The sequence below is a fragment of the Bradyrhizobium sp. 17 genome (assembly GCF_023073515.1).
Lineage (GTDB): Bacteria > Pseudomonadota > Alphaproteobacteria > Rhizobiales > Xanthobacteraceae > Bradyrhizobium > Bradyrhizobium canariense_D.
This window is the reverse complement of record NZ_JADPJQ010000113.1, coordinates 288,695-307,428: the sequence shown is the minus strand read 5'-3', so window position 1 is coordinate 307,428 and position 18,734 is coordinate 288,695. Positions and strand designations below refer to the sequence as shown.

The 18,734-nt window shown below is 63.9% G+C and carries 14 protein-coding genes; 9 read left to right on the top strand and 5 right to left on the bottom strand.

The annotated features are described in order from the left end of the window. Positions 1–129: 129 nt before the first annotated feature. From IVB13_RS24090 to IVB13_RS24080, 3 genes are all read right to left on the bottom strand, one after another. A complete protein-coding gene (locus tag IVB13_RS24090; RefSeq protein ID WP_085361926.1) occupies positions 130–1,110 on the bottom strand; it encodes a glycosyltransferase family 2 protein in 981 nt (326 codons plus the stop codon). 151 nt (positions 1,111–1,261) lie between these two features. Continuing rightward, positions 1,262–1,831 carry a class GN sortase gene (locus tag IVB13_RS24085; protein ID WP_085361925.1) on the bottom strand — a complete coding sequence of 190 codons (570 nt, stop codon included), beginning with the start codon at positions 1,829–1,831 and terminating at the stop codon, positions 1,262–1,264. Between the two features lie 189 nt (positions 1,832–2,020). Then, positions 2,021–4,282 carry a marine proteobacterial sortase target protein gene (locus IVB13_RS24080; RefSeq protein ID WP_247490747.1) on the bottom strand — a complete coding sequence of 754 codons (2,262 nt, stop codon included), beginning with the start codon at positions 4,280–4,282 and terminating at the stop codon, positions 2,021–2,023. 183 nt (positions 4,283–4,465) lie between these two features. Between IVB13_RS24080 and IVB13_RS24075 the strand changes: the two genes are divergently transcribed. Next, positions 4,466–5,236 (top strand): helix-turn-helix transcriptional regulator, encoded by a 771-nt coding sequence (locus IVB13_RS24075; protein ID WP_247295928.1) that lies wholly within the window; start codon positions 4,466–4,468, stop codon positions 5,234–5,236. A 47-nt stretch (positions 5,237–5,283) separates the two neighbouring features. Beyond that, the gene (locus tag IVB13_RS24070; protein WP_018455954.1) at positions 5,284–6,795 is read left to right on the top strand and encodes a glycosyltransferase family 2 protein; all 1,512 of its coding nucleotides are present in this window, start codon (positions 5,284–5,286) and stop codon (positions 6,793–6,795) included. A gap of 50 nt (positions 6,796–6,845) precedes the next feature. On the opposite strand, the gene IVB13_RS24065 is transcribed toward IVB13_RS24070, so the two are convergent. Continuing rightward, positions 6,846–8,066 (bottom strand): ABC transporter substrate-binding protein, encoded by a 1,221-nt coding sequence (locus tag IVB13_RS24065; protein WP_247295930.1) that lies wholly within the window; start codon positions 8,064–8,066, stop codon positions 6,846–6,848. 73 nt (positions 8,067–8,139) lie between these two features. Continuing rightward, a complete protein-coding gene (locus IVB13_RS24060; RefSeq protein ID WP_247490745.1) occupies positions 8,140–9,690 on the bottom strand; it encodes a long-chain fatty acid--CoA ligase in 1,551 nt (516 codons plus the stop codon). A gap of 262 nt (positions 9,691–9,952) precedes the next feature. On the opposite strand from IVB13_RS24060, the gene IVB13_RS24055 reads away from it, so the two are divergent. The 7 genes from IVB13_RS24055 to IVB13_RS24025 all read left to right on the top strand — a co-directional run bounded on the left by IVB13_RS24055 (position 9,953) and on the right by IVB13_RS24025 (position 18,722). After that, positions 9,953–11,089 (top strand): acyl-CoA dehydrogenase family protein, encoded by a 1,137-nt coding sequence (locus IVB13_RS24055; protein ID WP_018455957.1) that lies wholly within the window; start codon positions 9,953–9,955, stop codon positions 11,087–11,089. A gap of 76 nt (positions 11,090–11,165) precedes the next feature. After that, positions 11,166–12,329: an acyl-CoA dehydrogenase family protein gene (locus tag IVB13_RS24050; RefSeq protein ID WP_247295935.1), complete on the top strand. Its 1,164-nt coding sequence runs from the start codon at positions 11,166–11,168 to the stop codon at positions 12,327–12,329. Further along, positions 12,329–12,985, top strand: coding sequence for a glutathione S-transferase family protein (locus tag IVB13_RS24045; RefSeq protein WP_018455959.1), 657 nt, complete (start codon positions 12,329–12,331; stop codon positions 12,983–12,985). Before IVB13_RS24050 ends, IVB13_RS24045 begins: the two co-directional genes overlap by 1 nt. 170 nt (positions 12,986–13,155) lie before the next feature. Continuing rightward, positions 13,156–13,956 (top strand): AraC family transcriptional regulator, encoded by an 801-nt coding sequence (locus IVB13_RS24040; RefSeq protein WP_018455960.1) that lies wholly within the window; start codon positions 13,156–13,158, stop codon positions 13,954–13,956. Between the two features lie 199 nt (positions 13,957–14,155). Continuing rightward, complete coding sequence (locus IVB13_RS24035; protein ID WP_018455961.1) at positions 14,156–15,022, top strand: 3-keto-5-aminohexanoate cleavage protein; 867 nt, start codon at positions 14,156–14,158, stop codon at positions 15,020–15,022. 113 nt (positions 15,023–15,135) lie between these two features. Beyond that, the gene (locus tag IVB13_RS24030; RefSeq protein WP_018455962.1) at positions 15,136–16,752 is read left to right on the top strand and encodes a carboxyl transferase domain-containing protein; all 1,617 of its coding nucleotides are present in this window, start codon (positions 15,136–15,138) and stop codon (positions 16,750–16,752) included. Then, entirely contained in the window at positions 16,749–18,722 is a 1,974-nt protein-coding gene (locus tag IVB13_RS24025) for an acetyl-CoA carboxylase biotin carboxylase subunit (protein WP_018455963.1), read from the top strand. Before IVB13_RS24030 ends, IVB13_RS24025 begins: the two co-directional genes overlap by 4 nt. Positions 18,723–18,734 lie beyond the last annotated feature (12 nt).

The following is an 18,734-nucleotide window of genomic DNA, read 5'->3' as shown; positions in this document are numbered from 1 at the left end:
GGTGCGTCACTCTGTTCTATGGCGAGTTCTTCGGACTGGCAACCACGTGGGCGGGTATGCCGTGCGGTGGAATGAGCGCGCGCCAAGCCCTGGTGATCGACATTTTGGGATCACTGCTCGCGCCGTGGTTCAGTATCGCAGGATGCCGAGCTTGTAGGCGTAGTGATAGGCCAGCTGCTTCGCCAGATAAGGAGCGATGGCGCGCCGGATCTGCATCTGTGTCGGTTCGAAGCCGAGAATGCGTCGCCGCAGGATGCCCATCTCCCTGACGCCGACCGCATAGGTCGATGCCGTCTTTTGTGCGTCATGGATTCGGAAGCAGGCGAGAAATCGCGGCAAGCGTGCAAATTTGAATCCTGCGGCTTGCGCCCGCAGGATGAAGTCCCAGTCCATCGCGTAGTGTAAGCTCTCGTCGATCGGCCCGATCCTGTCCCATACGCGCTTGCGCCAGAACATCGTCTCTTGCGGAATGTAGTCGGCATATCGCAACGCCTTGCCGTCATGAGGCGGCAGCACGGCGCGGCCGACCTCGAGTCCCTCGCGATCGATGAAGACGCGATGGCCGTAGACGACGTCGACACGCGGATGTGCGATGAAGTAATTTGCGACATACGCAAGTGTCCCGGGCAGCAGCACGTCGTCGCTGTTGAGATAGGCCATGATCTCGCTCTCGGCGCCGACGAAGCCGAGATTGATGGCGCTGGATTGCCCCTTGTCCGGTTCGCTGCTCCAGCTCAGGCTATCGCCGCGCCTCTTCAGGAGATCGAGCGTGCCGTCGATCGAGGCGCCGTCCTGCACGTGATAATACAGGTCCGGATAGTTCTGGCTGACGATGCTGTCGATCGTGGCGCCGAGATATTGCGCATGGTTGTAGCTCGGAGTGACCATCGCGATTCTGGGCGCGCCCGGATGGATCGCAGGAGCTCGCGGGAAAGCCGTCAGGTTGAGCAGGCGCGGCGGATATTGCTCGAAGGTCCACATCGGCGGGCGGCGCCAGAGGCTCCGAAGCGAGGAGCGTCTTTGCCCGGCGGCGATAAGATCCTGGTTCCTCTCCAGGAGCGCGACGCGGCTTTCCAGCTGTTCGAGACGCTGCCTGAACTCCTCATCCATCACCGTCTTCTCGCAAATTACAGCGGAAATGCTCAATAGGCCATTCTGATGGGTCTGCGGTCGACGGCGCCGGTTCAGGGGTTCCATCGAGCGGCATTGTCCCTACAGGTCGGGCGGATTCAAGAGGGGGGTGCGGATCGATTGCGAACCGCTATTCATCAGTGCCGATCAGGGTAGCATGCAGGATGTAGCGCTCGGGGCCGGACGCGACGGCGTTGAACGGCCAGCAGGTCGCGAGCACGAGTTCGGCTGCCCGTGCCGCAGGATCGATCCCCGAGGCATCGAAGCGAACCACAGCGGAGGAATCCGCGCGAAAACGAAAGTGCTTGCCATCACTGCGTGTGACGTCGATCAGGTCACCAATGGCGACATTCCGCAGGAAACGGAAATGAGTGTCGCGGTGCGCTGCATATACGGCAACGCCCCGCTCGCCCGCGTCAGCCGTTTGGCGGATATGGCCGGGCCCGAAAGCGAGCGCCTGGCCGCTCGCGCCTTCCAGTACGATCGCGCGGGCGCCGATCCGCCTCACCTCGATTCGCGCAACCGGCCAAGTATCGGCCCATGACCATGGCCTGACCACCTCGCCGGTCGCAACGCTCTGGTCGAATGCGCGCTCCAGCAGCACCTGCGCGAGCCATGCTTTGGCATGGATGTAGGCGCCGTCGCCGAACAGGATGATGCCGATCAGGGCGAGAGCGAGGGGAGAGATGATGCGCGGCATTGTACTAATTCCCGTCATTGCGGGGAGCGAAGCGACGAAGCAATCCAGACTGTCTCCGTGGATGAGTTTCTGGATGCTTCGCTTGCAATGACGAAGGTGAGAGGGGGAGTTCAAAAAGGCGCGCGCGGCCGTTGGTGTGTGGGACGGGCAGCCGCGCGCGCTAACAGAGGAGTTCGGGGGGCTCCTCTCTCAAGCGGCGTCAGTGAGCAAGGACTGACGCCGCTTGAACACGAACAGGATCAGGGCGAGCACGACCAAGATCAGGCCTGCGGTCATTTTCAGCTCGGCCGAGGTCGCGGTCTTGGGCAGGCGGATCGCATCCGGTGCAGCGGGCGTCGGTCGCCTCGTGGCCGGCTGGTTGCGTGCATCGGCGTGACGCTCGCGGAGCTGCGCTGGGACCTGCTGTCGTTCGCCAAAGACCTTCGCGAAATCCCAACCGGCCGGCAGGTTGATCGGCAATTCGCTGGGCTTGAGCGGCTCGCCTTCGGGACGGCTCGGCGTCTTGTCGACCGCGACGAGGCTGGTGAGCCGCGTGACGATCTGATGGTCGAGCGCCAGTGCCAGGATTGCCTTGTCCGAGTCTTCGGGCGTCATTTCGCGCAGGGTGCGCGCCACTTCGGCATCGGCGATCTTGCGCTTGGCCCAAAGCTTCGACAGGCCGTTGCCTTCGGCCGTATTTTGCAGCGGCAGCGTCACCGACCATGGGCGGTCACCGACGCGGCCCTTGATTTCGACCGAGCCCGCAAGCGTGTCGAGCTTTGCCGCCAGCACCAGCGGCTCGTCGCGATAGACGTCGGGAATGATCGTCGGTGTGACGTCGGCCTTCGCTTCGGAGAACTTTACGCTCAGCCCGGTCACGGCCGGGTTCTCGAGCTTGGCAAACAGGCCGCGCATGCGCTCCTCGACCTGCTCGACGGAGCCGATATGGGTGAAGGCACCGCGGCCGAGCTCGGCGGCGCGCGTCATCAGATAGGTGTTGGGCGCCGACCCGATGCCGACCATGAACACGCGCGAGCGGCCGCGCATCGCCGTGATCGTTTCGAACAATTGCTGCTCGTTGCCGATCGCACCGTCGGTCAGGAATACGACCTGGCGAACCATGCCGGCGTCGCCAAGCTTGTCGGTCAGCGCGGCCCGCATCGCCGGCACCATCTCGGTGCCGCCACGCGCCTGCAGCGCGCTGACGAACGAGGTGGCTTCACCGACACGCTCGGCATCCGCCGCGACGGAGACCGGAAACAGCACGTCCATGGTATCGTCGAAACGGATGACGTTGAAACGGTCGGTCGGCTGGAGACGGGAGAGCGCGTAGGTGAGGCTCGCCTTGGCCTGAACGATCGACGTGCCGCCCATCGAGCCGGAATTGTCGATCACGAATATCACCTCGCGCGGCCGCGGCTTCTGCGTCGCCTGCTCGGCGGCGGGCGGGGTGACAAAGGCAAGCAAATAATCGGCGTCGCCGACGCGCTCGCGAAATAAGCCGACCGACGACGCCTTCACGGCCGCTGGCTTCCAGGTCAGTTCGAAATCGCGGTCGGCAGCCACGGCACCGTCGGCAAGCGAGACGATTCGCATCGTATTGTCCGGGCTCGCGACCTTGACGTTATGATGGGGGCTCGTGACCTCGCCGAGCGCAAAGCCGGCGTTCAGACGCACCGTGATGCTGGTCGGATTGACCGGTGCATTCCTGGCGGGATCCAGCACGGGCGGCGAGATGCGGTCGCGGTCCGGCACCGGGTCCGAGTTGGTCGCGCCCCAGCCGGAGCCATCGTTGCGGAAATCGACGCTCTGGACGATCGGCGCCGGATTGTAGCGCGGCCCGACCACCAGCGGCAGGCGCAGCGAATATTCGTTGCCGGATTGATGCACCGGCTCCTGATATTCGATCTGCACCAGCACGGTTTCGCCAGGGCCGATATTGGCGACCGAGTTGGTGAAGATGTTCGGCCGCTCCTGCTCGGTGAGCGCGGCCTTCTGGCCGGCGCGGCGCGCCTCTTCGTAGATCATGCGCGCCTGTTGCCGCTCCTTGATGTCCCCGACGATGACGCGGTTGCCGACCACCATCTTCAGCGAATCGACGGCGCCGTCCGCGGGGAGCGGATAGACATAGGTCGCCTCGACCCAGTCCTTCGTCGGGTTGCGAAAGATTTGGGTGACTCGTGCTCGCAGTGTCGGGCCCGACACCGTGATGTCGACGTCGATGCCGAGGCGGATCGCTTCCGTGTAGGCGCCATCCTCCTTGAGGAGGAGAGAACCGGATTTGGCATCGCCGGGCTGGAGCAGGCTGGCCTGCTCCGTCGTCGCCGACCAGCCCGGCTCGAAGCTCACCAGCAGGGCCACGAAGGCGACCAGCATCACCGCGATGCCCTGCGCCAGAAGGAACAGTCCGACCACGATCAGTCTGCCCAGCCAAGGGTGTTCGTTGCTGTCCGTCGTGTCAAAAGTATCCATTTGGCCTGCTCCCGAGCATGTTTGCTGGCCCCGAGCATCCGCCGGGACGGCCCGATTTCGCGAGCAGAATGATCGGCAATGTTCCGCCACGGCCGGCCCGGCCGGCCGCCTCCGAGATGGCGAAGTGCGGTTTTGTGCTGGTTTGTCCGTCCTGCTAGGATGTCGTCCTGGAGCAGGGCCACGATGCAGACGCAGGACAAATTCACCGACAAGCAGCTGTCGGACGAGCAGAGCCGCGAGATCGCGGAGACCATTCGCGAGGAGCTCGCCAGGCGCCGGATCTCCCGGCAGGCGCTGGCCGAGCAGGCCAAGCTCAGCCTGTCGACGCTGGAGAAGGTGCTCGGCGGCCGACGGCCGTTCACGCTGGCGACCACGGTGCGGCTGGAGCAGGCGCTGGGCGTCTCCCTGCGCAGAAGCGCCGCCGTAGTGACGCCTCCGGCCGCAAACGATGTCGCGCCCGACAGCCTCGGCTCCTATGCCCATCGCGCGGTGACGTGGCTCGAGGACGTCTACATCACGCTGCGACCGTCGTTCGGCGACAAGGACGCGATCTTCGCCTACCGCACCGAGATCGTCTGGGAGCCGAAGGTCTCTTCACTGGTGTTCCGCGAGGGCGAGCGGACCGATGCCGCCTATGAACACACCGGCGAGGTCGCCGTGCCGCATCAGTCCGGCTTCATCTATCTCGTCATCATCAAGCACGGCCAGCATCGCGTGATCACTGTGTCGCGGCCGACGGTCGCCGGCGAGATGTACGGGATCATCTCGACGCTCCGCGCCGGTCCCGGCTCGCAGCTGACGCCGATCGCAGCGCCGATCGCTTATGTGCCGCTCCGAAACTTCGCGAAGCCCTCGCTGGGTCGGGTCGCGCCCGGCGATGCTAACCACGAATTGTACCAAAAGCTTCTGCGCCGAACGGTGGAAGAATCGTTCGCGCTGTTTCTGTCGGTATAGCCCGCAAGAAATTATCCGGAATGACGAGCATGCGTCTATAAGGGGACATGCAGGACGCGTCCGCACTCTACGACGGCGAATCTCCGCTGTTCTCAATCATTATCCCGCTCGAATCTCACCGCGGGCAGTGGGAGATGTCCTGGCTCGGCTGGACGTCGCAAACTGCCGACACATCGCTCTACGAGATCATTCTGGTCGTGCCTCCGGATTTCACGGCACGCGAGCAGTTGAAGGCGCTGGCCGGCAACAGGGCTCGCCTCGAATTCACCGATTCCGAACACGACATCGGGCTCTGCGCATTCGGCGCGACGAAGGCGCGCGGCAGCTATCTGTTCTTCACGGAATCGCACTGCCGGCCCGAACCCGACGTGATCGAACTCTGCATTCGCGCGATCGATGCTCATCCCGATTGGGCCGGCTTTTCCTGCCGTTCGATCCCGATCTGCCATAACCGGTTATCCGTGGCAGAGGCCGCCATGTACCAGGCCGACATCGAGTTCGGTATGAAGCAGCATCCCTGGCGCAAGGTCCTGGATCAGTGTTTCGTGACGCGGCACGACGTCTACCGGGAATGCGGCGGCCTGCGCGAGGAGCTCGGTCATTTCGCCGAATGGGTGCTCGCCGCCGCCTATCACGCGAGAGGTCATTCCATCGGCTATCTCGAGGAGGCGCGCTTCCATCACTACTATGTCGGTGAGATCGGCGAGCTGAAGCAATTCACGCTCGACTTCGTGCAAGGCGAGATTCGCTATCTGAGCGAGGCCCGCAACGATGCCGGCAGCGAGCTGCTCGACATTCCGGTCGAGTGGAGCTCGCGGAGCGAGGCCGGCGCGTCGCTCGCCCGCAATGCACTGAACGCGCTCCTGCGCTCCAGCCTCGGTGACGGCGGGGGAGGGCCTGGCGAGAAATGGCTGGCGGTATGGCGTTGGGCCGTGCCGGCGCTGCTCGGCGGTCTCGGCGCGCGCGGTTTCGCGCGGCTGGCGGCATGGCACGCGCGGGCCGTGCTGGTCGCTGTGACGGCCGCCGGATCGAGCGATGCGATCGCGCGATGGATGCGGCGATACATCGCCGCGCTGATCCGGCATCAGAGGCTCGATTGCATTCACCGTCTCGGACGAGATGCGGGACCTGTTGACGGGCTCCTTGGTGAGCGCGTTGTCGCGCAGATCGGATTCCATGCCGAAGAGTTCTCTGCCGGTCACACTTTCCGCTGGAGCGAACCAGAGGCAGCCGTGCGCATCAAGGGGAAGCCGGGCCGCACCATTGTCCGCGTTCGAAGCCCCGCACTTCGCGCACCGCTAGATACGATAGACACGCGATTCTATGTCGATGGCACGGCCATCCGCCCCGAAGCGGTCGTGACCGGTTGTGACAGCTACAGGCTGAGCCTCGATCTGCCGCCGTCAGGCATCGCCACCCTCGCCTGGGCATGCCCCATGTTCAGGGGCGTCGGCGATTCGCGTCGTCTCGGCCTGCCGATCGCGGGCATCGACGTCGGCGACGACATGATCGAGGTTGAAAGCGCGGGAACAGCGCCGTCGCTTGCTGGAAAAGAATAGCGGCCCTTCGGCCGCTATTCGGTCGATTCAGGCTGTTGCTCTCAGTCGAACTAGCCGCCCGTTTCGGCGCTGATGATATCGCCGAACAGTTCCCACTGGCCCTTCTTGAACCGCCACATCTTGAGCTGCTCGATCGGCGCGAAGTCCGTGGCGGAGGTGTTGATCTTGATGCCCGGGATCAGTGTGTCGGGCACGAAGTCCTTGAGGCTCGCTGCCTGCTTCATCACATTCTCACGGGTCAGATTGTCGCCCGCCTGCTTCAGCACCTGCACCATGGTCTGGGCTGCGGCATAGGCGTAAACCAGATTGGCGTCCGAAATATTTGCACCGGGTATGTATTTGTCGACGAAGACCATGAACTTCTTCATGCCCTCATCATCCTTCCACTGCGGATCCGACGCATCCTTCAGATAACCAGCCGACAGCACCCCTTCGGATGCCTCGAGGCCGGCAGGCTTCATCACCGCGCCGATGGACACCGAGACATCGGTCATGAGATGCATCGGCTTCCACTCCAGCTCCGCGATCTTCTTGATCGCCTGCGCCGCGAATTTCGGCGTGGCGATGTTCACGAAGACATCGGCGCCGGTGCCCTTGAGCTTGACGATATGAGCATCGATCGAGGGTTCCGACGTCTCGTAGCTCTCTTCGGCCACGATCAGTTTCGATGCCTTGTCACCGAACACGTCCTTGATGCCGGCGAGGTAGTCCTTGCCGAAATCGTCGTTGGCATAAAAAATCGCGACCTTCGCGTCCGGCTTCTCCTTCAGAATATACTTCGCGAAGATCTGTGCCTCGACGCGGTAGCTGGGCTGGAAGCCCATCGTCCAGGGAAAGTTCTTCGGGTCATTCCACTTGCTGGCGCCTGTGGCGAGGAACAGCTGCGGCACCTTCTTGGAATTGTGATACTTCTGCACGGCGGTCTGGGTCGGCGTGCCCAGCGCGTTGAACACCAGGAAGACCTCGTCGCTCTCGATCAGCTTGCGGATCTGCTCAACGGTCTTAGGCGGCGAGTAGCCGTCGTCGTAGGAGATCCAATTGATCTTTCGGCCGTTGATGCCGCCCTGATCGTTGATCATCTTGAAATAGGCTTCCTCGGTCTTGCCGATGACGCCGTAGGCGGAAGCCGGGCCGGAATAGGCCTCGACATTGCCGATCTTGATCTCGGTGTCGGTGACGCCGGTGTCGTACGCCTTTTGCGCATACGCGGTTTGGGCTGTCAGCAGCATCAGCGCCGTTGCTGCGGCGAGCAGGGAGAGTTTCTTGTTCATGAAAATTCCTTGGCTTTTCTGGGTTGGAACACGCACGTCAAAAAGAAAAGTGCCCGCGAGAGGGGCGCTTTGATCAGGCGTTGGCGGCTTTCTTGTCGACTTCCGAGGCGCCTGAGAATTCCTTGCGCAAGGTCGGCTTGTGGATCTTGCCGGTGGCGTTGCGGGGTAACGCATCGACGAAGCGGACCTGGCGTGGACATTTGAAGCGCGCGAGATTCGCCGCGCAGTGCGCGAAGACATCTGTCTCGGTCAACCGCTGGCCGGGATTGGCCGCGACGATGGCGAGGCCAACCTCGCCCCATTGCGGATCGGGAATGCCGATCACGGCGGCTTCCGCGATAGCGTCGAGTTGGTGCAGGACGTTCTCGACCTCGGCCGGATAGACGTTCTCGCCACCGGAAATGTACATGTCCTTCCAGCGGTCGACGATGTAATAAAAACCTTCCTCATCGACGCGTGTCGCGTCGCCCGTGTGCAGCCAGCCATCGGTGAACGACGTCTTGTTCGCCTCCGGCCTGTTCCAGTAGCCGGGCGTAATGTTCGGTCCCTTGACCCAGAGCTCGCCGAGTTCGCCGACATCGGCGTCGCCGCCGTCAGGACGCACGATGCGCACTTCCGTGTGCAGCACCGGCTTGCCGGCGGAGCCGGCTTTCCGTGCCGCATCCTCGCGGTCGAGCACCAGCACGGCCGGCGAGGTCTCGGTCATGCCGTAGCCCTGCTGGAGTGCGACGCCACGCGCCTCCCACACCTTGAGCAGCGGCACCGGCATTGGTGCGCCGCCGACACCTCCCACGATCAACCGGCCGAGGTCGGTGGTCGCGAACGCCGGATGCTGGGCCATGAACTGGTAGATCGCGGGCACGCCGAAGAACACGTTGATGCCCTGTGCGGGATCGTTGATCAGGCCGAGCGCCGTGCCGGGATCGAAGGCGCGCATGATCATCACGGTGCCGCCGGCGTGCAGCACCGGATTGGTGTAGCAATTCAGGCCGCCGGTGTGGAACAGCGGCAGCACGGTGAGCAGCACCGAGGACGGCCCGATGCAGGCGGGGCCGCCGAGATTGACGCAATTCCAGAAGGTCATGCCATGGGTGATGGTGGCGCCCTTGGGATGACCCGTTGTGCCCGAGGTGTACATGATGGTCGAGACGTCATCGAGGGTCACCTCCTCGATTTTCTCGAGTGGCTTTGCGGCGGCGATGCCGGCCTCATAAGTCCCGCTGGGGCCAAGCAGCAGGCTCGTCGCAATGCCGCAGAGCCTTGCCACGGCCAGCGCCGTTTCGGCGAGATCGGTGTCGTGGATCATCACCTTCGGCGCGCAATCTGCGGTGATGAACTGGAGTTCGGGAACGGTGAGGCGGGTGTTCAGCGGCACGAAGATCGCACCTAACCGCCCGCAGGCGAATTGCACCTCCAGCGTATCGGTCGTGTTCAGCGCCAGCACCGCGACCCGCTCGCCGCGCGAGACTTTCAGCGCATGGCGCAGAAATGACGCGAGACGCGAGATGCGCGCGTCGAGCTGCGCATAGGTAAAGCGGCGCTCGCTCGCGAGGTCTATCACCGCAATCTTGTTCGGTGTGCGGCGGCCATGGTGGGCGATCCAGTCGTAGTAACGAACGGCCAAGAATTCCTCCCTCGGCGGACTTGTGCCGCCCGCGTCCCTATTGCCATGCACCATGCCCGGCATGGCCCAAGGGCCAGCCGGAGTTTGTGCACCATCCTTTTTTTGATCCGGAGTTGGCGCGCGAGCGATGAAAATCGTCTTGCGTTGAGTTGCTAGAGCGAGCTTGCTTGGAGCGGGGCTCGGCCAGCCACTCCGCGCAAGTGAGCCGCCAAGGTTCCGGCCATGGTGGACGAGACGAATCCGCCAGCAAGGCGAGAGTGCGATGATGAGCCCGTTCTATACCGCCGAGCATGACGCCTTTCGCGAGGTGATGCGCCGCTTCGTCGACAAGGAGATTGCGCCCTTCGCCCACGAGTGGGATGAGGCCGGTGAATTCCCCCGCGCGCTCTATCGCAAGGCGGCCGAGATCGGGCTCTTGGGACTCGGTTTCCCCGAGGAATATGGCGGGATCGCCGCCGACCAGTTCATGAGGATCGTCGCCAGCCAGGAGTTGGCGCGGGCTGGCGCCGGCGGTGTCAGCGCCAGCTTGATGAGCCATACGATCGGTTCGCCGCCGGTCGCGCGGGCCGCGCGCCCCGAGGTGAAGGCGCGCGTGCTGCCTCAGGTGCTCGCGGGTGAGAAAATCTCCGCGCTCGCGATCACCGAGCCGGGCGGCGGCTCTGATGTCGCGGGCCTCCGCACCAAGGCGCGGCGCGACGGAGATCACTACGTCGTGAGCGGCGAGAAGACCTTCATCACATCCGGGATGCGTGCCGACTATCTGACCGTTGCGGTGCGCACCGGCGGCGAGGGCGCCGGCGGCGTCAGCCTGCTCCTGATCGAGGGGGATACGCCCGGCCTGTCCCGGACAAAGCTGAAGAAGATGGGCTGGTGGGCCTCCGACACCGCGACCCTGCATTTCGACGAGTGCCGCGTACCGGCGGAAAACCTGATCGGCGAGGAAGGCCAGGGGTTCAAGATCATCATGCGGAATTTCAACAGCGAGCGCATGGGCATGGCGGCGGGCTGCACCGCGTTCGCGCGCGTCTGCCTCGACGAGGCCATTGCCTACGCCAAGGAGCGCAAGACCTTCGGCAAGCCGCTCGCGCAGCACCAGGTGATCCGCCACAAGATCGTCGACATGGCGCAGAAGGTCGCCGCATCGCAAGCGATGCTGGAGATGCTGGCCTGGCGGCTGGAGCAGGGCGAAAGCCCGGTCGCCGAAATCTGCATGATGAAGAACCAGGCGACCCAGACCATGGCGTTCTGCGCCTCGGAAGCGGTGCAGATTTTTGGCGGCGCCGGCTTCATGCGCGGCATCAAGGCCGAGCGCATCTACCGTGAGGTCAAGGTCAACGCGATCGGCGGCGGCACCGAGGAGATCATGAAGGATCTCGCGTCGCGGCAGATGGGGTTGTGACCTCTTTCTCCGTCATGGCCGGGACGAGCCCGGCCATGACGAGCACCTCAGAGATACCAAGAACTGGGCTAACAAGATGCTGTTCACCGCCGACCACGACGAGATCCGCCGTTCCTTGCAAAAATTCATTGCCAACGAGATCAATCCGCATGTCGATGAATGGGAGAAGGCCGACATCTTCCCGGCGCACGAGCTGTTCAGGAAGATGGGCAGGCTCGGCTTTCTCGGGCTGAACAAGCCGGTCGAATTCGGCGGCTCCGGCCTCGACTATTCCTATGCGCTGATGATGGCGGAGGAACTCGGCGCGATCAATTGCGGCGGCGTGCCGATGGCGATCGGGGTGCAGACCGACATGGCGACTCCTGCGCTGGCGCGGTTCGGCTCCGATGAAGTGCGGCGCGAATTCCTGGCGCCCTCGATCTCTGGCGACTATGTGGCCTGCATTGGCGTCTCGGAGCCCGGCGCGGGTTCTGACGTGGCCTCGATCAAGACCAATGCGCGCGGGGACGGCGACGATTACGTCATCGATGGTGGCAAGATGTGGATCACCAACGGCACCCAGGCCGACTGGATCTGTCTGCTCGCCAATACGGGCGACGGGTCCGTTCACCGCAACAAATCGCTGATCTGTGTGCCCATGAAGACCAAGGGCGTCACGGTCGCGCGCAAGCTCGACAAGATGGGCATGCGTTCCTCCGACACCGCGCAGATCTTCTTCGACAATGTCCGCGTGCCCAAGCGCAACCGGATCGGCGAGGAGGGCAAGGGCTTTACCTACCAGATGATCCAGTTCCAGGAGGAGCGGCTCTGGGGTGCGGCCGCCTGCCTGAAGGCGCATGAATACATTATCAACGAGACCATCGAATACACCCGCAATCGCAAGGCCTTTGGGAAGTCGATCCTCGACAACCAGGTCGTTCATTTCAAGCTCGCGGAGATGCAGACCGAGGTCGAGCTGTTGCGCGCGCTGATCTACCGTGCCGGAGAGGCGCTTGTGGCGGGCGAGGATGTCACGAAACTTGCGACCATGGCCAAGCTGAAGGCCGGGCGACTCGGCCGCGAGCTTACCGACGCCTGCTTGCAATATTGGGGTGGAATGGGCTTTACCAACGAGACGCCGGTCAGCCGTGCCTATCGCGACAGCCGTCTGACATCGATCGGCGGCGGCGCCGACGAGGTCATGCTGATGGTCCTGTGCAAGATGATGGGGACGCTGCCCGGCAGCAAAGGAAGTTCCTGATGATCACGCTCTATCACTGCGACGCCGCGCGCTCATTCCGTCCGCTCTGGATGCTGGAGGAGATGGGGCTGCCCTACGAGCTCAAGATGCTGCCGTTCCCGCCGCGGGTCTTCGCCAAGGAGTATCTCGCGCTCAATCCGCTGGGCACGATTCCCTTCATGGTCGACGGCGAGACGAAAATGACCGAGTCCTCCGGCATCTGCCACTATCTCGGCATCAAGCATGGACCGACGCCACTGATGGTCGGACCCGAAGATCCCGCCTATGGCGCGTTCGTGAACTGGATGTATTTCAGCGACGCCACGTTAACCTTTCCGCAGACGCTGGTGCTCCGATACACCCAGCTCGAGCCGGAAGAGCGCCGCAATCCGCAGGTCGCCGGCGACTATGCCAAATGGTTTTTGGGCCGCCTGCGCGCCGTCGAGGCAGCCACCGCAAATACCGAGGCCTTGTGCGCGGGCCGCTTCACTGCCGCCGACATCGTGATCGGTTACGCGCTCCGCCTCGCCGATACTATCGGGCTTGCCAAGGATTTTGGGCCAAATGTCGCAGCCTATTGGGCACGCTTGCAGCAACGGGATGGTTTCAAGCGCGCGGTTGCTGCGGAGCAACAGGCCGGCGTCGAGCAGAACGTGGCGCCAAGGGTGAGGGCCTGATTGTCGTTCTGGCGAAAGCCGGGACGGCCATGTTGCCGGGAGTTCCGGGTCGTCGGGACTGCCGCTGTTTTGCGCTTCATGATAGCGCTATCCCGCCGTGACAGCGCCCAGATTTCCGCTAAGGTGACCTCCGTCCGCAGCGGCCAAAGAGCCGCGCGAGGAGGATCCCAATGGAAGATAACGGTCGCGAATCCGACCATTTGATGCTGATCACGCCGGAGCGGGTATTCTATGCCGGCCTGCTCGGCCGCCCCCGCAAGCGGACGCCCGGCTGCTGCCATGTCTATGTCGCGGTGAAGGGCAGTCTGCATCTGACGATCGATGATGCGCTCGCCACCGGCGAGCTGTTCGTTACCCTACCGAACCAGCGGCATTCCATTGCGAGCGACTACCGCACCGCGATCAGCGTGACGCTGGAGCCGGAGAGCATGCCCGATGGCGTGATCGAGGTCCTGGCCGAGCGGCTCACCGGACCCGACAGGGCCGTCTATGCCCGCAAGATCCTCGCCGCCTACACGCTGCTGCGCCAGCGTCGCTACGGCGACATCACCACCGCCGAATTCGACCAGATGTGTTTTGGCGAGGCGCTGCCGCGCCGCGTGCTCGACCCCCGCGTGACGCGTGCGGTCGCCCGTATCGGCCGCTTCACGGGCGAACCCGTGACGGCGGACACATGCGCGGCGGAGGCCGGACTTTCCGCTTCGCGCTTCCTGCATCTGTTCAAGGAAGAGACCGGCATCTCGTTCCGCTCCTTCCGCGCCTGGAAGCGGGCGCGTCACCTGCTGCACTTCGCCAACCAGGACCTCAACCTCGCCCATCTCGCGCAGGACATCGGCTATCCCGACTCCACCCATTTCAGCCACTCGATCCGCCGCTTCTACGGCCTGAAGCCGCGCGCGATCTTCGTCGGCTCGCGCGATCTCGCGATCTATCGCAGCAGCGAGACCGTGAGGCTGGCGGAGGCGAGCTAGCGTCGTCTCGTAGGGTGGGCAAAGCGAAAGCGTGCCCACCATCTTCGCGAGGTATTGAGAGATGGTGGGAAGGGCGCAAGAGCGCCTTTGCCCACCCTACGGTTTATCGCCTTTTTCCAGCTTCTCCGCGCAAGAAGCCGCCTGCCGCCCATCACATGATCGCAAACGTTGAATTATCAACGTGCGAGACATTCAAGGCATGAGCGACAAGGCCGTCATCACCTGCGCGCTGAACGGCGTGCTCACCGACCCGAAGCAGCACAACGTGCCTGTCACGCCCGAGCAGATGGCGCGCGAGGCCAAGGCTGCGTTCGATGCCGGCGCGTCCATCATGCACATCCATCTGCGTCAGCAGGCGCCGGACAAGGGGCATCTGCCGTCCTGGGAGGTCAGCGTCAGCAAGGAGATCCAGCAGGCGATTCGCGAAGCCTGCCCTGGCGTGATCATCAATCACACCTCCGGCGTCTCCGGGCCGAACTACAACGGTGCGCTGGATTGTATCCGCGAGACCAGGCCGGAGATCGCGGCCTGCAATGCCGGCTCGCTAAATTACCTGAAGGTGAAGGCCGACAACAGCTGGGCCTGGCCGCCGATGATGTTCGACAATGCGGTCGAGAAGGTGAAGGACTATCTCGACGTCATGAACGCGGTCGGTACCATCCCCGAATTCGAATGTTTTGACGTCGGCATCGTCCGCTGCGTCGGCATGTACCGCCAGGTCGGCATGTACAAGGGCCCGCTCGAGTATAACTTTGTGATGGGCGTCGCCTCCGGCATGCCGTCGGATCCCGATCTGCTGCCGATCCTGATCAAGCTGAAGCGTCCCGAGGCGCAATTTCAGGTCACCGCGATAGGCCGCGAAGAAATCTGGCCGCTGCACCAGCGCTGTGCGGAGCTCGGCGGTCATCTGCGCACCGGTCTCGAAGATGCCTTCTATCTCGCCGACGGCAAGAAGGTAACGTCGAACGGCCAGCTGATCGACGCCATCGCCGCCTGCGCCCGCCGTGCCGGCCGCGAGATCGCGAGCCCGGCGGAAGCGCGAAAGATTTTTGGGACGAATAGGTAAATTATCGCCTCAACCGTCATTGCGAGCGAAGCGAAGCAATCCAGAATCTTTCCATGGATGCGCCTGGATTGCTTCGTCGCTTTGCTCCTCGCAATGACGAGCAGGATTGAGTTATGTCCATTCTCGAAAACACGATTTCTCCCGGCAGTGCCGCCTATCGCGCCAACCGCGACGGCATGCTTGGCCTGATCGACCGCATGCGCGCGCTGGAAGAGCGCACGCGTGCGGCATCAGCCGCGGCGAAAGACCGCTTCCACAAGCGCGGCCAGCTGTTGCCGCGCGAGCGCGTCGCGCTGGTGCTCGATCCCGGCGCGCCCTTCATCGAGCTGTCCACGCTCGCCGGCTACATGTTCGACGTATCTGATCCGGACAAGAGCGTCCCCGGCGGCGGCGTCATCGCCGGCATCGGTTTCGTCTCGGGCATCCGTTGCATGGTCAGCGCCAACGATTCCGGCATCGATGCCGGCGCGCTTCAGCCCTACGGCCTCGACAAGACGATACGCGTGCAGGAGCTCGCGCTGGAGAACAAGCTGCCTTACGTCCAGCTGGTCGAAAGCGCCGGCGCCAATCTCCTGCGCTACCGCGTCGAAGACTTTGTCCGCGGCGGCAACATCTTCCGCAATCTCGCGCGACTCTCCGCAGCGGGCCTGCCCGTCGTGACCGTAACCCATGGCTCCTCGACCGCCGGCGGCGCCTATCAGACCGGCCTGTCCGACTACATCGTCATGGTCCGTGGCCGCACCCGCGCCTTCCTCGCCGGGCCGCCGCTGCTGAAGGCCGCCACCGGCGAGATCGCGACCGAAGAGGAGCTTGGCGGCGCCGAGATGCACACGCAGGTGTCGGGACTTGGCGACTACCTCGCCGAGGATGACCGCGACGCCCTGCGCATCGCGCGCGAGATCATGGCGGCGCTGGAATGGGAACGGCCGGGCAGGGCGAGCGCGGAATATAAGCCGCCGCGCTACGATCAAGACGAACTGCTCGGCATTATGCCGATGGACCACAAGCGCTCCGTGGACATGAAGCAGGTGATCGCACGTATCGTCGATGATTCCGACTTCACCGAGATGGCGCCGAACTACGGCCCGGCCACCGTCTGCGGCCATGCCCGCATCGAGGGCCAGACCATCGGCATCATCACCAACAACGGTCCGCTCGATCCGGCCGGTGCCAACAAGGCGACGCATTTCATCCAGGCGTGCTGCCAAACCCGAACGCCGCTGCTCTATCTGAACAATACCACCGGCTACATGGTCGGCAAAGCTTACGAAGAAGCCGGCATGATCAAGCATGGCTCCAAGATGATCCAGGCGGTGACGTCGGCGACAGTGCCGCAGATCACCATCTATTGCGGCGCCTCGTTCGGCGCCGGCAATTACGGCATGTGCGGGCGCGGCTTCCATCCGCGCTTCTGCTTCTCCTGGCCCAACGCCAAGACTGCCGTGATGGGCGGTGAGCAGGCCGCCGAGACCATGGCGATCGTCACCGAAGCCGCAGCCGCGCGTCGCGGCAAGCCGGTCGAAAAAGAAAAGCTCGATGGCATGAAGGCGCAGATCGTCGGCGTGTTCGACGGCCAGATGGACGTGTTCTCGACCAGCGCGCGCGTGCTCGACGACGGCGTGATCGATCCGCGCGACACCCGCGCGGTGCTGTCCGAAGTGCTCGCGATCTGTCGTGAAGGTGACGCGCGGAGCCCACAGCGCATGCAATTCTCGGTGGCCCGCCCATGAGGAACGGATCAGTGCAGCACCGGCCGTTCTTCAAGGTCCTGATCGCCAATCGCGGCGAGATCGCACTGCGGGTGATGCGCAGCGCGCGGAAGCTCGGCCTCGGCGTCGTCGCGGTCTATTCGGATGCGGATAGGGATGCGCTTCATGTGCAACAGGCCGACCAGGCCGTGCGAGTCGGCGAAGCGCTGCCGGCGCAGTCCTATCTCAACATCGCCGCGATCATAGCGGCCGCAAAGGCCAGCGGCGCGGATGCCGTTCATCCCGGCTATGGCTTCCTCGCCGAGAACGAGGAGTTTGCGCAAGCCTGCAAGGATGCCGGCCTCGTCTTCATCGGCCCGTCGCCGCAGGCGATCGAGACAATGGGCAACAAGGCCGGTGCCAAGGAGATCATGAAAAAGGCCGGCGTGCCCGTCGTGCCCGGCTATCAGGGCGCCGATCAGGGCGATGAAGTCATGCTCGCGGAGGCGAGAGAGATCGGCTTTCCCGTGATGATCAAGGCGGTCGCCGGCGGCGGTGGACGCGGGATGCGGCTCGTTGCGGATGCCAATTCGTTCCCCGAGGCACTGCGTAGCGCGCGGTCCGAGGCGAAGGCGGCGTTTGGCGATCCCACGGTGATCCTCGAACGCGCCATCCAGAATCCCCGTCACATCGAAATTCAGGTGTTCGGCGACAGCCATGGCAACGCCATCCATCTTGGCGAGCGCGACTGCTCGGTGCAGCGGCGGCACCAGAAACTAATCGAGGAGGCGCCGTCGACCGCAGTCACGCCCGACCTGCGTGCGAAGATGGGCGAGGTCGCGGTCGCCGCGGTGAAGGCGTTGCGTTACGAGGGCGCCGGCACGCTCGAATTTCTGCTCGATGCGAGCGGCGGATTCTACTTCATGGAGATGAATACGCGTCTCCAGGTCGAGCATCCCGTCACCGAGGCCATCACCGGGCTCGATCTCGTCGAATTGCAGCTGCGCGTCGCGCGCGGCGAGTCGCTGCCGCTCAAGCAGCAGGACATTCGCTTCACAGGCCACGCCATCGAGGTGCGGCTGTGCTCGGAGGACGCCGCGCAGGATTTCATGCCGCAGTCCGGGCGCATGGCGCGCTGGCAGGTGCCGGATGGCATCCGCGTCGAACATGCGCTGCAATCGGGCTCCGAGATTCCGCCGTTCTACGATTCCATGATCGCGAAGGTGATCGGCCATGGCGCGACCCGCGAGGAGGCGAGGGGGCGGCTGATCGTCGGCCTGGAGCAACTGACCGGATTTGGTGTGACTACCAATCAGACTTTCCTGATGTCATGCCTGCGTCATCCCGGCTTCGCCAAAGGCGAGGCGACCACGGCGTTCATTGGTGCCCATCGCGACGAGCTGCTGGCGCCGCGCGCGGACGCCGCATTCGACATGGCCTTGGCCGGCCTGCTGCTCTACGTCACGAACCCCCAGGCACCGTCGTGGCGCCGCGGACGGAGCCTCGCGGCAACGTTCCCGCTGCCGGCGAAAATCGAGATCGCAGGCCAGGCGCTTGAGCTAGAAGTCTGGCGCGAGCGCGATGGCAGCTACATTGTTGCCAGGGACGGCCGGCAAGACAAGTTCGAGATCGACCAACTCGATCTCGACGTGATTCGCTTCCGCCATGACGGCGTGATGGACAGTGCCAAATTCCTGCGCGACGGCGACCGGCTCCACCTCCAGCGCCGCGGCATCCCGCTCGCGGCGACCGATCTCACCCTCGCCGCGCCGAAGGCGGCCGCAAGCAACGGAGACGGCAAGGTTCGCGCTGCCATGAACGGCCGCGTCGTTGCCGTCCTGGTCAAGCCGGGCGACCGCGTCACTGCCGGCCAGCCGGTGATGACGCTGGAAGCGATGAAGATGGAGCATGTCCACAAGGCCGGCATCGACGGCGTCGTCGCCGCGATCGACGTCGCCGAGGGCGAGCAGGTGACAACGGGCCGGATCGTGGCGGAGATCGGGGCTGAGTAGGGCGGCAAGCTC

Coding starts and splice junctions, on each gene's coding strand:
- IVB13_RS24045 (WP_018455959.1), top strand. CDS start 12,329: ATGATCACGCTCTATCACTGCGACGCCGCGCGCTCATTCCGTCCGCTC.
- IVB13_RS24040 (WP_018455960.1), top strand. CDS start 13,156: ATGGAAGATAACGGTCGCGAATCCGACCATTTGATGCTGATCACGCCG.
- IVB13_RS24055 (WP_018455957.1), top strand. CDS start 9,953: ATGATGAGCCCGTTCTATACCGCCGAGCATGACGCCTTTCGCGAGGTG.
- IVB13_RS24030 (WP_018455962.1), top strand. CDS start 15,136: ATGTCCATTCTCGAAAACACGATTTCTCCCGGCAGTGCCGCCTATCGC.
- IVB13_RS24085 (WP_085361925.1), bottom strand. CDS start 1,831: ATGCCGCGCATCATCTCTCCCCTCGCTCTCGCCCTGATCGGCATCATC.
- IVB13_RS24080 (WP_247490747.1), bottom strand. CDS start 4,282: ATGGATACTTTTGACACGACGGACAGCAACGAACACCCTTGGCTGGGC.
- IVB13_RS24090 (WP_085361926.1), bottom strand. CDS start 1,110: ATGGATGAGGAGTTCAGGCAGCGTCTCGAACAGCTGGAAAGCCGCGTC.
- IVB13_RS24070 (WP_018455954.1), top strand. CDS start 5,284: ATGCAGGACGCGTCCGCACTCTACGACGGCGAATCTCCGCTGTTCTCA.
- IVB13_RS24075 (WP_247295928.1), top strand. CDS start 4,466: ATGCAGACGCAGGACAAATTCACCGACAAGCAGCTGTCGGACGAGCAG.
- IVB13_RS24025 (WP_018455963.1), top strand. CDS start 16,749: ATGAGGAACGGATCAGTGCAGCACCGGCCGTTCTTCAAGGTCCTGATC.
- IVB13_RS24035 (WP_018455961.1), top strand. CDS start 14,156: ATGAGCGACAAGGCCGTCATCACCTGCGCGCTGAACGGCGTGCTCACC.
- IVB13_RS24050 (WP_247295935.1), top strand. CDS start 11,166: ATGCTGTTCACCGCCGACCACGACGAGATCCGCCGTTCCTTGCAAAAA.
- IVB13_RS24065 (WP_247295930.1), bottom strand. CDS start 8,066: ATGAACAAGAAACTCTCCCTGCTCGCCGCAGCAACGGCGCTGATGCTG.